At 64.8% G+C, this 15,128-nt stretch carries 11 protein-coding genes and 1 tRNA gene; 7 read left to right on the top strand and 5 right to left on the bottom strand.

Annotated elements, in window-relative coordinates; translation table 11 throughout:
* The first annotated feature begins 119 nt into the window (after positions 1-119).
* Together ACW7G6_RS05225 and ACW7G6_RS05220 are read left to right on the top strand one after the other, a co-directional pair.
* The gene (locus ACW7G6_RS05225; RefSeq protein WP_456979908.1) at positions 120-776 is read left to right on the top strand and encodes a hypothetical protein; all 657 of its coding nucleotides are present in this window, start codon (positions 120-122) and stop codon (positions 774-776) included.
* Positions 777-1,519: 743 nt separating this feature from the next.
* Positions 1,520-2,389, top strand: a complete 870-nt coding sequence (locus ACW7G6_RS05220; protein ID WP_456979785.1) for an aspartyl protease family protein — start codon at positions 1,520-1,522, stop codon at positions 2,387-2,389.
* A 98-nt stretch (positions 2,390-2,487) separates the two neighbouring features.
* On the opposite strand, the gene ACW7G6_RS05215 is transcribed toward ACW7G6_RS05220, so the two are convergent.
* Genes ACW7G6_RS05215 through ACW7G6_RS05205 form a run of 3 tightly spaced genes read right to left on the bottom strand, consistent with a single transcriptional unit; the run spans position 2,488 to position 4,861 of the window.
* The gene (locus ACW7G6_RS05215; protein ID WP_456997676.1) at positions 2,488-2,877 is read right to left on the bottom strand and encodes a hypothetical protein; all 390 of its coding nucleotides are present in this window, start codon (positions 2,875-2,877) and stop codon (positions 2,488-2,490) included.
* 14 nt (positions 2,878-2,891) lie between these two features.
* On the bottom strand, positions 2,892-4,169 hold the full coding sequence (locus ACW7G6_RS05210) for a sensor histidine kinase (RefSeq protein WP_456979783.1): 1,278 nt from the start codon (positions 4,167-4,169) through the stop codon (positions 2,892-2,894).
* On the bottom strand, positions 4,169-4,861 hold the full coding sequence (locus ACW7G6_RS05205; protein WP_456979782.1) for a response regulator transcription factor: 693 nt from the start codon (positions 4,859-4,861) through the stop codon (positions 4,169-4,171). Before ACW7G6_RS05205 ends, ACW7G6_RS05210 begins: the two co-directional genes overlap by 1 nt.
* A gap of 205 nt (positions 4,862-5,066) precedes the next feature.
* Between ACW7G6_RS05205 and ACW7G6_RS05200 the strand changes: the two genes are divergently transcribed.
* From ACW7G6_RS05200 to ACW7G6_RS05190, 3 genes are read left to right on the top strand one after another with little or no spacing between them, the layout of a single operon-like run.
* Entirely contained in the window at positions 5,067-5,750 is a 684-nt protein-coding gene (locus tag ACW7G6_RS05200) for a phosphatase PAP2 family protein (protein WP_456979781.1), read from the top strand.
* Positions 5,747-7,480: a phosphoethanolamine transferase gene (locus ACW7G6_RS05195; protein ID WP_456997675.1), complete on the top strand. Its 1,734-nt coding sequence runs from the start codon at positions 5,747-5,749 to the stop codon at positions 7,478-7,480. The genes ACW7G6_RS05200 and ACW7G6_RS05195 overlap by 4 nt, the downstream gene beginning before the upstream one ends.
* Before the next feature lie 18 nt (positions 7,481-7,498).
* Positions 7,499-9,436, top strand: coding sequence for an LTA synthase family protein (locus ACW7G6_RS05190; RefSeq protein WP_456979779.1), 1,938 nt, complete (start codon positions 7,499-7,501; stop codon positions 9,434-9,436).
* A gap of 48 nt (positions 9,437-9,484) precedes the next feature.
* On the opposite strand, the gene parC is transcribed toward ACW7G6_RS05190, so the two are convergent.
* Together parC and rnk are read right to left on the bottom strand one after the other, a co-directional pair.
* Positions 9,485-11,728: a DNA topoisomerase IV subunit A gene (gene parC / locus ACW7G6_RS05185; protein WP_456997674.1), complete on the bottom strand. Its 2,244-nt coding sequence runs from the start codon at positions 11,726-11,728 to the stop codon at positions 9,485-9,487.
* Between the two features lie 14 nt (positions 11,729-11,742).
* Positions 11,743-12,159 carry a nucleoside diphosphate kinase regulator gene (gene rnk / locus ACW7G6_RS05180; RefSeq protein ID WP_456961888.1) on the bottom strand — a complete coding sequence of 139 codons (417 nt, stop codon included), beginning with the start codon at positions 12,157-12,159 and terminating at the stop codon, positions 11,743-11,745.
* 250 nt (positions 12,160-12,409) lie between these two features.
* On the opposite strand from rnk, the gene ACW7G6_RS05175 reads away from it, so the two are divergent.
* Positions 12,410-12,496: transfer RNA gene (locus ACW7G6_RS05175), tRNA-Leu, on the top strand.
* Positions 12,497-12,646: 150 nt separating this feature from the next.
* Entirely contained in the window at positions 12,647-15,100 is a 2,454-nt protein-coding gene (rnr, locus tag ACW7G6_RS05170; RefSeq protein WP_456979777.1) for a ribonuclease R, read from the top strand.
* Positions 15,101-15,128: the final 28 nt, after the last annotated feature.

The following is a 15,128-nucleotide window of genomic DNA, read 5'->3' as shown; positions in this document are numbered from 1 at the left end:
CCCGGTGGCCTTGTGCTGGTCACCGGTCTCCTTAGTCTCGCCCAGTCTTCGTTCCAAGGAACCGCCCTATCAATACGTGCACACACCCTGCGATCCGGGCCGCTTTTGGTGCGCTGGTGCTGGCCCTGGCGTCCGCGAGCTTCGGCGTGGCCAGCGCCGAGGATGCCGCCGCGCAACCGGTCGCCGCCGTCGACCAGCTTCCGCGAGGCCAGGATGTGTCCGGCACGGTGGTTGAGCTCGCGGGCTGGGTTGTCGCAGCCAACGACAACCAAGGCTATCCGTTTGCGGTCATAGACAAGGCCGCCGCACAGATCCTGGTGTTCGATGGCGACGGCCGGCTTCGCGGCGCGGCCCCCGGGCTCTTTGGCTCGGCGATCGGCGACCATTCGGCCCCCGGCATCGCCGGTCTCGCTCTCCGCGAGATTCCGGGCCGGGATCGCACGACGCCCGCTGGTCGCTTTGTGGGCGGTTTCGGTCCGTCAATCGACGCTGGCCGCGTGCTGTGGGTGGACTACGATTCCGCAGTCTCCATCCACCCTACCGCTACTGGCGTCCCGGCCGAGAAACGTGCCGAACGCCTTGCATCGTCCTCGCCTGACGACAACCGCATCAGTCATGGCTGCATCAACGTCTCGCCCGAGTTTTACGAGCGGATCATCAGTCCGACGTTCGAGCGGGGTGGGGTGTTCTACATCTTGCCGGATGCGGCGCCGATAGCGGAGACCTTCCCGGAGTTCGCGCAAAGTCGCGCGGCTACGCAACACAACGATGGTTGACGCGCACGGCCCGCCCGCCAGTAAAGGGCGCGTCGGCGTGTCGCCTTTGGTGTGCGAGGCAGCGCAGCGGATGACGCTGCTCGTGGCCCGGCCTCTTTTGCTAGTGTGCGGCACAATGCCGTGCCTTCCATGCAGTGGGGATCCGGTCAGGCGTTACGTCTGATCTTGGCAGTCCTCGACCCACCAAGGTCCAGGAGCATGCGTCCTTAACTCAGACATCCGTCTCCTCGGCATTGCTCCGTCCAGTTTGCTCAGTGAACAGGTCTGACAATTTATTCAGGCCGAAGCGGCTTCGCGGTTCAGCTGAACTCTGGCGTTGGTCCATGTCCGTTTGTGGCCGATAGCGGACGTCGGCCTGAAAACAAGCTTGGGTGATTTTTCGAGCCTTCGATAGCGGGCTCGTCAAAAAAAAGTCGGCCCAAGTGGCAGAGCCTCCGCTCTTTTAGTCCGAATTTTCCGGCCTCCGTCGGCCATGCGCCTGCTTCATCGCATTGTGCTCCCTCTCGGGACGCGTAGCGGGCAGCCTGCTCGTGCGCGACCCAGCTCAGAACCGCTCCAGCTCCTGCGCCCGGCCATCGCGAACGCAGACCCGCAGTTTCGCCTTCTATAAGGAAAGTCCGATGCCTCAACGATATCCGCTCGACAGTAAGGCCCGACCCGATCGCACGACGCCGACCCTGCCGGCGCACGGTGAGCAAAGGAGCAGCGCCCGCTGCGTCGTTGCACTTGGAAAGGTCGTGGCGGTGTCCACCCTGCTGGCCGCGGTATTTGTCGCAACAGCAGCGACTCCTGTTCCAACAGTACTGGACGATGCCTGCGCGCTCGCGGACGTTCCATCGTCGGACGCGCTGGTGCATGTCCCGTTTGAAACCGTGGACGGGCGCATCTACGTCCAGGCCCGGGTCAATGGGCGCGGGCCATTCCGATTCGCGGTTGATACAGGTGCAAGTGGGATGGCCCGTGCGGATGCCAGTCTGGTCACTTTGCTGGGCCTGTCGATGCATGGAGAGACCACCACGTCGGACGGGGTAAAAAGCGCGAACGTGGAGACGACCCACCTGGACTCGCTTGAGCTCGGCGGCGTTGTCCGACGCGATTTAGAGGTCATCGCGCGCGACTACAACAGCCGCAACGCTCCGGATGCAGTGTTCTCGGGGATCATCGCGCGCGAGTTCTTTTCTGACGGGCTGCTGGTTATCGATTACCCACGCAAGACCCTGACGTTCAGTCGTGCGCTGCGACTGTCGGCGTCTGGAAATAATACCCTCGGTTATGAGCGCGCTTTTCGCATACCGGTGTCGATCGGTGCACTGCAGACCGTGGGACACCTGGATACGGGTGCCAATATCAGCTTCGTGCTTCCCCAGGCGTTGTACGAGAAGGTCGCTGCGGGTCCGCTGGAGCAGGCAGGCCGCGCACAGCTCACCAATGGCCAGATCGAGACCCAGCGCGCCACGGTGCATGGGCCGTTCCGGATCGGAGAGGTAAGCGTTTCCGACGTGGAGGTACGCGTCTCCGCACAATTCCCGGAACTGCTCGTCGGTGCACATGCGCTCCAGGATGCGGTGGTTCTGATCGATCAGCGGTCGAAGACTGTCGCCGTCTGCGATTGAAGGAAGCCGGTCTGCCGCGTCGCTCGCGACCCGAAGCGGACACTGGCGTGGATGTCCGCAGGCCGTGCGACGTGTCCCGCTTTCAGTAGCGGGTCGATCTAGAGTCCCGGCTCCGCCTCGGCAGCCGACCGCTCGATCACATCCGCCAGTTCATGTAGCACGACGGCGTCGTCGAAGCCTGGCGCCCGTCGCGTTCTCTGCCGGATGTCCTGCGCGAGCAGGGCGTAGATGCGCGCCACGTTGCGTGCGGTCGCGTTGTCCGGCAAGCCCTCGTAGGCGTTGGCAGGCGGCATCAGCTGCGCCAGTTTAGGGGCATCGCCATTGCCACCCCTCGCCGCGAGGTCCACGAGCTGGGCGTGGCCGCTGGCGTCGGTCGCCTGGGTGTCGCCCTGCGTGCCGTTGATCTCCCACAGCAGGTTGAGCCCGCGCGAGTCGCCGCCGCGATAGTGGATCGAGAATGCCGCGCCACTCTCGAGCGTGCCCTGCACCAGCACCTGCTCGGTTACCTCGTGAACTTGAGGACTGCGGTGGTGCCGTGCGTCGAATCGGACTGCAGGTCGAGCCGCCAGCCGAAGTGCTCGCACAGGCGCGAAATCAGCTCCAGCCCGATGCCTGAATCACCACCACCGCCACCGACGCGTGCCATTCGCGTGTAGATCGCGCTGATCTGTTCAGGGCTCATGCCGTGGCCGGGGTCGTGGATGACGATGGTGGCATCGTCCTGCAGGCGGATGTCGATGCGGCCGTTGTCGCTGTTCTCGATGGCATTGCGCAGCAGGTTTCCGACCGCGGCGCGGACAATGCCCGGCGGCGCGTTGATCTCGCAGTGCGGTGTTGGCGCCAGACACAACTGCAGCGACTTGCCCGCGGTCAGGTGCTGGTGATCGTCGATTATCTGGGGCAGCAGTGCGTCCAGCGCCAGCGGCTTGTTGATCTTCGCCAGTCGCGCCGGGTCCTTGGCCAGGGCCAGCAGCAGGATGATCAGCTGTTCCATCTCGCGCGCGCTGCGTTGGATGCGCTGCAACTGGTGTTGCATCGTCGCCGGGTCGGCATTCGCCTGCAGCGCCAGTTCGGCCGCGCCGTTGATCACCGCCACCGGCGTGCGCAGTTCATGGCTTGCGGTGTTGACGAAGGTGCGCTCGCGCTCGACGAACTGCGCGTTGCGCTGCAGGTAGCCGTTGAACGCATCGGCAATGACGACCAGTTCCGAACCCGCACCCGGTTCAAGCTCGATGCGATCCATGCCCTGCTCGGGCCGCATCGCGCCGATGCGCTGGGCCAGGCGACTCAGAGGCCGAAGAAGGTGGCTGACGCCCAGGGCGGTGGCCACGCCAATGGCCAGCAACAACAGGACGGCGGCGAGGACGGTGAGAAGCTCGTAACCGGACTCGTCGATGGCGAACTGCTCGATGTCCATCGCCAACGTGTACCGGGTACCGGCGTCGTCATGCACCAGCACGACGTGGCTGGTATCGCCGACGAGCAAATCGTCGTGCAAACCTTCATCCAGTCCGCGCAGGGCGGGCGGCAGGTCTGGATCACTGACGCCGACATAGACGACAAAGCCACTGGTGTCGTCCCAGCGGTAGCCGGGTTCGTCCTGGCTGCGCTGGATGAAGTGGTCCAGCTCTACCGTCATCAGCGATCTCCACACTATGCGCTCGACGTACTCGATGACCACCGTGCCCTGGGCGACCATGGCCACGGTCAACGCGGTGGCGAACAGCAGCAGCCAAAGCGTAATGCGCCGGCGCAGGCTATGCGGCTTGGGAAGCTTCATCACCGTCCACCCTGGGCCGGCAGGCGCGCGAGGCGATAGCCGACCCGCGGCAGGGTCTGGATCAGCTTGGCCGCGCACGGCCCGTCCACCTCACGACGCAGCTCGTAGATATGGGACCGCAGCATGTCGCCATCCGGCGGATCGTCGCCCCACAGAGCGGACTCGAGTTGTTCGCGGGTCACCACTGCAGGGCTGGCGCGCATCAGCATTTCCAGCAATTTCCGTCCTGCCGGGAACAGGTGCACCGGCTTTCCGGCGCGACTGGCTTCAAGGGTGGACAAGTCCAGGCGCAGGTCATCCACTTCCAGAACCGTGCGGCGCATGCGGCCTTGCATGCGTGCCTGCAGGGTTTCCAGGCGAATCTCCAGTTCCGGCAGGTCGAAGGGCTTGGTCAGGTAGTCGTCGGCACCGGCGCGGAAGCCGACGATCTTGTCCGGCAGCTCATCGCGTGCGGTAAGCATGATCACCGGCACGTCGCTGTTGCCGTCATCGCGCAGTTTGCGCAGCACTTCCGGACCGTCCATCCGCGGCAACATCCAGTCCAGGATCAGCGCGTCATAGGACTGCGTGAGCGCCAGGTGCAGGCCGGTGATGCCGTCTGGCGCGGCGTCCAGGACGTGGCCGCGAACCTCGAAATAGGCGAACAGGTTGGCGACCAGGTTGCGGTTGTCTTCAATGACCAACAGGCGCATGGGGATTCCGGAAAGTCAGCTTGGGACAATCGCGCAGTGTGGGGTGGAGCATGTCGGAATTTCGTCGCTCGCAGGTTAACCGAATTCATACCGGTGTCCGACGGGGTTCCGACAGTGCCTGAACCGGCTTCCGACGTGGCGGCTACCGGCTTCCGACGCGGCCATCGCGAACATGCGCGGCAGGTCTCCTCGTGGTCGTGTACGCATGCGTTCCGAAATTGCAGTTCTGTGGTGGTTGCCGTTCGCGGCATTCCTGTTGTTGTCTGCATGGCTATTGGGCCTGCATGGCGATCTGTGGCTGGCCGACCATGTGTATGCCTGGGAGGGCGGGCGCTGGGCGCTGCAGTCGCACTGGCTGAGCGAGCGTGTGCTGCACACCGGCGGGCGCTGGGCATCGACCCTGGCTTGGCTGGGCGTGCTGATGGCGTGGCTGGCAACACTGCTGCACAGGCAGTGGGGCGCCTGGCGCAGGCCGTTGGGGTACCTCGCGCTGGCGGTTCTGCTTAGTACTGGAATGGTGTCGGCTCTCAAGTCGTTCAGTCACATGGATTGTCCATGGGACCTGACGCGCTACGGCGGCACGCGCGCCTACCACGGGTTGTTGCAGATGCGTGCCGACACGCCTGGGCGCTGCTTTCCTGCAGGACATGCCAGTGCCGGTTATGCGTGGCTGGCGCTGTTCTTCTTCTTCGCCGCGGTGAAGCCGACGTGCCGCTTCCGGGGGCTGGCTATTGGTATTGGCCTGGGCCTGTTGTTCGGTATCGACCAGCAACTGCGTGGCGCGCATTTCCTTTCGCATGACGTGTTCACCGCGATGATCTGCTGGTCCATCGCGCTGGGCCTGTACCTGCTGATGTTTCGTTCGCGTGGTGCCGGGGGTACGGCATGAGCAGCGTGGCGTTGCCTGCATCGGTGTCCTTGCCCAGGGTGCCGGGCGCGGTCCGGCACTGGCGGCCGCAGGTCACGGTGGAAGTGCTGGCGATGCTGGCAAGCGGCTACTTCGCCCTGGCTTGCAACCTGCCGTTCTGGCACGCGGCGCTGACACATGGCTGGGAGCAGTGGCGGCTGGCGCTGGCCTTGTTCGTATTGTTGTTCGGTTTGCACGGCTTGTTGCTGGGCGTGATGCTGGCCCGGCCGTGGGCCAAAGCCATGTTGATGGTGCTGTTCGTCGTCACCGCTTGTGCGACGTATTACATGCAGTCCTACGGCGTGTACGTGGATGCGGACATGCTGCGCAACGTGCTGCATACCGATTGGGCCGAATCGCGCGAGCTGCTCACGCCTGGTTTGTGCCTGCACTTGCTGTTGTATGCGGGCTTGCCCGGCGCGCTGTTGTCGCGAGTGGAAGTGGTGCGGCGCCCGATGACGCAAGCCTTGATGGTACGTGCCGGGTTCCTGCTGTTGATGTGGGTGTTGATGATGATTGCAGCGGCTTTGTCCTTCAAGGATGTGTCATCGCTGATGCGCAACCAGCACGAAGTGCGTTACCTGGTCACGCCGGGCAACTATCTGTATGGCCTTGGCAACCTGGTGTTCTCGCGTCCGGCGAAGGCAAACGCGCCGCTGTTGCCCGTCGCCGAGGACGCCCACCAGATTCCGCTGGCGGCAACGCGCAAGCCGCGCCTGCTGGTGCTGGTTGTGGGTGAGACCGTGCGGGCGCAGAACTGGGGACTGAATGGCTATGAGCGCCAGACCACGCCGGAACTGGCGCGCCAGGACGTGGTGAACTTCGGTGACATGCAGGCCTGCGGCAGCAGCACCGAAGTCTCGCTGCCGTGCATGTTCTCGCCCTATGGCCGCCGCGATTACGACGAAGAGCAGATTCGTGCGCACCAGTCGCTGTTGCACGTCCTGCAGCGTGTTGGCGTAGATGTTCTGTGGCGGGACAACCAGAGCGGCTGCAAGGGCGTATGCGATGGCTTGAAGTTCGAATCAGTGGCCCAGTCCAGCGATCCCGCGTTCTGTAATGGTCTGCGCTGTCTCGACGAAATCCTGCTGAAGGACATGCCGACAAAAGTCGATGCAGACGGCGGCGACAAGCTCATCGTCCTGCACATGCTGGGCAATCACGGCCCGAGCTACTTCCAGCGCTATCCGCCGGAATTCAAGCGCTTCCTGCCTGCCTGCGAAAAGCCGGAGCTGGGCCGCTGCTCGCGCGAGGAGATCGTCAATGCCTACGACAACGCCGTGCTCTACACCGATCACGTGCTGTCGCAGGCAATTGCCCGATTGCACCAGGTGGATGAGTACGACGCCGCGCTGATCTATCTCTCCGATCATGGTGAATCATTGGGCGAGAACGGTTTGTACCTGCATGGCATGCCCTATGCGATTGCGCCGCAAGAGCAATTGCGGGTACCGATGGTGATGTGGTTCTCGCCCCAGTTCGCCGCTGACGTGAAACTCGACCGGTCCTGCCTGCGCGACAGATCCGCGCGGCCGGCCAGCCATGACAACCTGTTTTCCACCGTGCTTGGGCTGTTCGACGTGCAGACCTCGGCGCGAGTGCCGGAACTCGACCTGCTGGCCGCTTGCCGCAACGGGCGTTCCGACGATTTTCCGACACCACGCCCACCGGCTTCCGACTCCTCGCCAATCAACCTGACCCCGCCGCGTTGATGCGGCGCGGGTGTGCTGATGCTGTCGAGAATGTTTGCGCCGGTCTGGCCGGTGGTGTGGTTCTTCATTGCGGGGTTGCTGTTGTTGAGTGCCGCGCGGCTGGGACTGGCGTTGTGGCAATTCGATGCAGTGAACCAGACGCACGGCTGGACGACGGTGCTGCTGCAGGGTGTGCGTGTCGATGTGGCTACGCTGTGCCTGATGTTTGGGCTGCCGGCCGTCGTATTGCTGCTACTGCCGGCGTGCCGCCCGGTGCACGCGCTTGCATCGCTCTGGCTGGCGACGTGCATGGCGCTGTTGCTGTTGCTGGAGTTGGCCACGCCGGGCTTCATGGGCGAATACGGCCTGCGCCCGAACCGCTTGTTCATCGAATACCTGGTCTATCCGCACGAGGTGCTTTCCACCTTGTGGCACGGCCGACCATTGCAACTGCTTCTCGCGCCCATCGCGGTCGCCATGGTGTTGTGGTTGGGGTGGAAACTGGCGTGGCGCCTGTTTGCGCGCCAGCCACCCGCCGCGCCGTGGGGATTGCGGGCAGTGCTCGCCGTGCTGGTGTTGTGCCTCTCGGTGCTGGGCGTGCGCTCCACCCTGGGCCATCGACCCCTGAACCCGGCGATGGTCGCGCTCTGTGCCAATCCCCTGGTCAACCAGCTACCGCTCAATTCCTTTTATGCACTGGCCACGGCCGCGCGCCGGTGGCTGAAGCAGGAGGACAGCGCCGTGGATCTGTACGGCGCGCTGCCGGACGAGGCGGTGGTGGCCGCCGTGCGCGCAGCCAGTGGCCTGCCCGTCAGCGCTTTCACCAACGCGAGCATCCCCACGCTGGCCGCGCGCGTGCCGAGCTACACGGGCGAGCCGAAGAACCTCGTTATCGTGCTGGAGGAAAGCCTGGGCGCGCAGTTCATCGGCCACCTCGGCGGCCTGCCGTTGTCGCCGAACCTGGACCGGTTGAGCGAAAGCGCATGGACCTTCACCCGGATGTACGCCACCGGCACCCGCAGCGTGCGCGGCATCGAGGCCGTGGTCGCCGGGTTCTCGCCCACGCCGGCGCAGGCAGTGGTGAAGCAGCCCGAAGCGCAACAGGGGTTCTACACCTTGGCGCAAACCCTCCGCGGGCATGGGTACGACACCACGTTCTACTACGGCGGGGAAAGCCACTTCGACAACATGCGTGGGTTCTTCTTCGGCAATGGCTTTGGCCGCGTGATCGAACAGAAGGACTATTCCGATCCGGCGTTCACCGGTTCGTGGGGCGTCAGCGACGAAGACCTTTTCGCCCGTGCCGACGAGGAATTCACCCGGTTGCACGCAGCCGGCACGCCGTTCTTCGGCCTGGTGTTCTCGTCCAGCAACCACGATCCGTTCGAGTTCCCCGATGGCAGCATCGCGTTGTACGAGCAACCGAAGCCGACCCGGAACAACGCGGCCAAGTACGCCGACCATGCCGTGGGCGAGTTCTTCAGGCAAGCCATGGCATCCGATTACTGGAGCGACACGGTCTTCCTGGTGGTGGCCGATCACGATTCGCGCGTGTTCGGCGAGGACCTGGTGCCGGTGGATAATTTCCACATCCCCGCGTTGATCCTGGGCGCGGGCATCGCCCCGCGACGCGATGACCGGATTGCCAGCCAGATCGATCTGGGGCCAACCTTGCTGTCACTCATCGGTATCGGTGATGCCACGCCAATGAATGGCCGCGATCTGAGCGACACGGCGCTGCAAGGGCCGGGTCGCGCGCTGATGCAGTACGACGGCAACTTCGCATGGATGCAGGGCGAGAATGTGGTGGTGCTGCAGCCGCAAAAGCCACCGCAGCAGTATCGCTATGACGTGGCGTCAAAACGACTGCGGGCTACACCACTGGACCCGGCGCTGGCCAAAACCGCGCACGCGCAGGCGCTGTGGGGCTCGCTGGCTTACGCCAAGCATTGGTACCGATCTCCTGCAGATAGATGACTGGCGGCTTGATTCCTGCGAGCTGACGTTGCCTGGATCATGGACGCTCTATTCGACCGACAGCCCTTCAACCTTCTGCCACCCACGCGGCAACAACCCGCCGCGCGTCGCGCGTCCACCGAGGTAGGCCTCCAGATCCTTCCAGGTCACCGTCATCGTGCGCGCACCGGACTTCACGCTGAGCGATGCCCCCGGTGCGACCACGGCCACCGCGACCACGTGCTCGGTGCCCAGCTTGGCGCGGGGGATATCAATCAGCTTGTTGCCCTTGCCCTTGTCGAGCTCAGGCAACTCCGAGGCCGGGAAGGCCAGCAGGTGGCCGGCGCTGGTTGCCACGACCACGCGGTCCTGCGCCAGGTCGCTCACCGCGGCCGGTTGCAGCACGTTGGCGTTGGGCGTGAGCGACAGCATCGCCTTGCCGGCCTTGTTGCGGCTGGTGAGGTTCTCGAAGCGGGTCACGAAGCCATAGCCGTGCGAGCTGGCGAGTACGAAACGCTGATCGTTGTCGCCACTGGCGACAGCCTGGAATGACGTCTTCGCGGCGGGGGAGAAACGCGCGGTCAGTGGTTCGCCGTTGCCGCGCGCGGAGGGCAGGCCATGGACCACGGTCGAATAACTGCGGCCGGCGGAATCCAGGAACGCGACTTGCTGGTTGCTGCGGGTGCGGGTGGATGCCAGCAACTGGTCGCCGTCGCGGTAATTCATCGTTGCCGCGTCGACGTCGTGCCCTTTCGCCGCACGCACCCAGCCCTTTTCGCTGAGCACCACGGTCATGGGCTCACTGGGCGCCAGGTCGGTTTCCGACAGCGCCTGTGCGGCACCGCGTGCGACCAGCGGCGAGCGCCGGGCGTCACCAAATTTTTTCGCATCGGCCAGCAATTCATCCTTGACCAGCTTTTTCAGCTTGCGGTTGCTGCCCAGGATCGCCATCAACTGCTCGCGCTCGCGGGCAAGCTCGTCCTGCTCGCCGCGGATCTTCATCTCTTCCAGTCGCGCCAGTTGGCGCAGGCGGGTTTCCAGTATGTAGTCGGTCTGTTCCTCGCTGAGCGAGAAGCGCTGCATCAGCGCCGGCTTGGGCTCGTCCTCGCTGCGGATGATGCGGATCACTTCATCCAGGTTGAGGAACGCGACCAGCAGCCCTTCCAGCAGGTGCAGACGCTGTTCGACCTTCGCCAGCCGGTGGTTGAGCCGGCGGGTCACCGTGTCGGTGCGGAACGTCAGCCATTCGGTCAGGAACGCCTTGAGTCCCTTGACCTGTGGGCGGCCGTCCAGGCCGATCACGTTCATGTTGACCCGGAAGCTTTTCTCCAGATCGGTGGTCGCGAACAGGTGCCCCATCAACTGCTCGGCATCGATCCGGTTGCTGCGCGGGATCAGCACGATCCGGGTCGGGTTGGCGTGGTCGGACTCGTCGCGGATGTCCTCCAGCCACGGCAGCTTCTTGGCCCGCATCTGGGTCGCGATCTGCTCGATGATCTTGCCCGGCGAGGCCTGGTGGGGCAGGCCGGTGATGACGATGTTGGGACCTTCCCTTTCGTACACGGCGCGGGCGCGCACGCTGCCCAGGCCGGTCTCGTACATCTGCAGCAGGTCAGCGCGCGGAGTGATGATCTCGGCGGGAGTCGGGTAATCCGGGCCGAGCACGTGCTCGCACAGGTCGCGGGTGGTCGCGTCCGGATCCTCCAGCAGGCGGATGCAGGCGTTGACCACCTCGTTGAGGTTGTGCGGTGGCACATCGGTGGCCATGCCGACAGCGATGCCGGTGGTGCCGTTGAGCAGCAAATGCGGCAACCGCGCCGGCATCCAGGACGGTTCTTCCAGAGTGCCGTCGAAGTTGGGAACCCAGTCGACCGTGCCCTGGGTCAGCTCGGCCAGCAGGACCTCGGCGATCGGGGTCAGCTTGGACTCGGTATAGCGCATCGCGGCGAACGACTTGGGGTCGTCGCTGGAGCCGAAGTTGCCCTGACCCTCGACCAGCGGATAGCGGTACGAGAACGGCTGCGCCATCAGCACCATCGCCTCGTAGCAGGCGCTGTCGCCGTGCGGATGGTATTTGCCGATCACGTCGCCGATGGTGCGTGCCGACTTCTTCGGCTTGGAACCCGCGTTGAGTCCCAGTTCGCTCATCGAGTAGATGATCCGCCGCTGCACCGGTTTCAGGCCGTCGCCGAGGAATGGCAGCGCGCGGTCCAGCACGACGTACATCGAATAATCGAGGTACGCGCGCTCGGCATATTCACGCAGTGGGACTTGTTCGTAACCGTGGAAAACGGGCCGTACGGAATCAGTCATTGGGTGCGACGGCCTCAGCGGTGCAGTTCGCCTGCAGCCTCGGGCTGGTAGCGGATCGAAAGGACTTCAAGGGTGATCGTGCGGCCACCGGGCACCGGCCAGTCGATGACCGCACCCACGTGCAGGCCAAGCAACGCGCTGCCGACCGGCGCCAGGATCGACACCTTCTCCGGACTGCCGTCGGCGTCCTTCGGGTAGACCAGCGTCAGCTCACGCTCGGCGGCGCTGTTGACGTCGCGGAAACGGGCGGTCGAGTTCATCGTGATCACGTCATCGGGCATCTCGGCCGGCTCGAGCAATTCGGAACGATCGAGCTCGTGGCGCAATGCGTCGGTGTTCAGGCCCTGTGCCAGCGGCTGCTCGAGCAGGGACTCCAGGCGCTCGTAGTCCAAGCGCGAGAGCAACAGCGGCGGGGTAGTGGTAGCGTTCATGCTTCATGGCTCCAAAAGCAATGCGGACGACGCATCGAAAACGCGCGTCGTCCGCGGGAATCTGTCGTGGTGGGTTGAAGTTAGCTCTGAATCGGGCGCGCATCAACTGCGATGGCAGGAGCGGCCCGTCGAGCCCTTCCCGGATGCATTATCCCACTTTTCGGGAATCTTATTCGCACGCGGGGCGTTGACAAGACTTTCCGCGCACCGCAACATACGCGGCCCGCACAGCCAGATTGGCTTGCGGTTTGCCCGGGTGGCGGAATTGGTAGACGCACTAGCTTCAGGTGCTAGCGGGGGCAACTCCGTGGAGGTTCGAGTCCTCTCCCGGGCACCAACATCGTTCGACGACTACCTTGTCGGACAAATCAGAAAACCCCACTTCGGTGGGGTTTTTTGTTGCCGCTTGCCTGTCAAGTCCGCTTGCTCACTGCGCGGCGGCGATTTGCCTACAGCCTGTTGACGCGGCACCTGTAACATCTCGGCGATGAACAAGCCTCCCAGCAAGCGCCGTGGCGCCAAAAAATCGACCGGCAAGGCCGGAACCTCGCAATCTGCCGGTAGCGCCAAGCCCGGGAAAGGTGGTCGAGGGCCGGCCAAGGCTGGCGGCAAGAAGCCTGGTTGGCTGCCCGAGCCGCCACCGAGCGGTACCCGCAAGCCGCCGCTGGCGCCGCTGCACGGTAGTGCCGTGTCAAGCGATGGCAGGCTGCATGATCCCCACGCCGCCCGCGAGGCTGCCCGTTACGAGCAGCCCATCGCCAGCCGCGAGATGATCCTGCAGGTGTTGGTTGACTCAGACGGGCCGATGAACGCCGAGGCGCTGGCGGCCCGGTTGGGCCTGGACGAGCCGGAACGTTTCGAGGCGATGACCGCGCGGTTGCGCGCGATGGTTCGCGACGGCCAATTGCTGCAGAACCGCCGCGACGGTTACGTGCCGGCCGAGCAAGTCGACCTGGTGGCCGGCAGCGTGATCGCCAACCCGGATGGTTTCGGCTTCCTGCGCCCGGAGGCCGGTGGCGACGACCTGTTCCTGCCGCCCTACGAGATGCGCAAGGTGATGCACGGCGACCGCGTGCTGGCCAGCGTGACCGGTGTCGACCGCCGCGGCCGCCAGGAAGGCGCGATCGTGGAGGTGCTGGAGCGTCGGCTCAACCGGTTGATCGGGCGTTTCACCCTGGAAGACGGTGTCTGTTATGTCGAACCCGATGACCGCCGGGTCCAGCGCAACATCCTGATCCCGCCCGAGGCGCGCGGCGACGCCCAGCCCGGGAACCTGGTGGTCTGCGAATTGACCCGCTCCCCGGACGCGCGCCGGCCGCCACTGGGGCGGATCCTGACCGTCCTGGGCGACCGCCTGACCGCGTCGCTGGCGGTGCAGGCGGCGATCCACGGCCACGACATCCCGTATGAATTCCCGCCCGAAGTGCTCGACCAGGCGGCCGCGATCCCCGTGGATGTATTGCCGGCCGAGACCGCCAAGCGCGTCGACCTGCGCGAGCTGCCGTTGGTCACCATCGATGGCGAGGATGCCAAGGACTTCGATGATGCGGTGTGGTGCGAGCCCAACCGCGACGGCTTCCGCGTGGTGGTCGCGATCGCCGACGTGTCCCATTACGTGCGTCCGGGCCAGTCGCTGGACGAGGAGGCGCAGAATCGCGCTACGTCGGTGTATTTCCCCGGCTTCGTGGTGCCGATGCTGCCCGAGGTGCTGTCCAACGGCATCTGCTCGCTGAAGCCCAAGGTCGACCGGCTGTGCTTTGTCTGCGACATGCAGGTCGATCGCAATGGCCAGGTGACCGAGGCGAAATTCTACGAAGCGGTGATGAACTCGCACGCGCGATTGACCTACAACCAGGTCTGGAACGCGATTGGCGACGGCATCGAGGACGACGCCCGGAACGAGGCGCTGGAGCAGGTTGGGTCGCTGCTGCCCAATCTGCAGCGACTGCACCAGCTGTATCAGGTGCTGGCCAAGGCGCGGGCGAAGCGCGGCGCGATCGAGTTCGAGTCCAGCGAAGTGCGCTTCGTGCTGGGCGAGCGTGGCGAAGTGGTGCAGGCCGGCATGCTGGTGCGCAATGACGCGCACAAGCTGATCGAGGAATGCATGATCGCGGCCAACGTGGAGGCGGCGAAGTTCCTGATCGGCGCCGAGGTGGTCGCGCCGTACCGCACCCACGACCGGCCGCCGGAGCAGAAGTACGAAGACCTGCTGGAGTTCCTCAAGGAGTTCCAGCTGCGGATGCCGCCGTGGTCCAAGGTGCAGCCGCGCGATTACACCCAGCTGCTGCGCAACACCCGTGAACGCGCCGATGGGCCGTTGATCGAGTCGGTCCTGCTGCGCAGCCAGAGCCTGGCCGTGTACCAGCCCGAGAACATCGGCCACTTCGGTCTCGCGCTGGAGGCCTACGCCCACTTCACCTCGCCGATCCGGCGCTATCCCGACCTGCTGGTGCACCGCGCGATCAAACACGCACTCACCGGCGCCAAGGCGGAGCATTTCCGCTACTCGCCCAGCGACATGGCGCAGTTGTCGCTGCAGAGTTCCGAGCGTGGCCGCCGTGCCGACGAGGCATCGCGCGAGGTCGATGACCGTTATCGCGCCGCGTGGATGGAGCAGCACGTGGGCAGCCGGTTCGACGGCGTGATCAGCGGCGTGACCAGCTTCGGCTTGTTCGTGGAGCTGGACGATTCCAAGGTCAACGGCCTGGTCCACGTCACCCAATTGCCGAACGACTACTACCGCTTCGATCCCATCCGCAAGACCCTCACCGGTGAGCGCAACGGCCGCGAATTCCGCCTCGGCGACCGCGCCAGCATCATCGTGATGAAGGCCAGCCTGGAGGAGCGCAAGATCGACTTCCGCTTGGCAGAGGAAACGGGCAGTACCAAACCCGAGCCGCCCCGCGCCGAGCCGGCCAAACGCAAGAAGCAGAAGCGCTGAGCGGCCCCGCCGTCATCCCCGCCTCCCG

It is taken from the genome of Lysobacter sp. A421, assembly GCF_054052145.1.
This window is presented reverse-complemented; position numbering and strand designations above follow the sequence as displayed.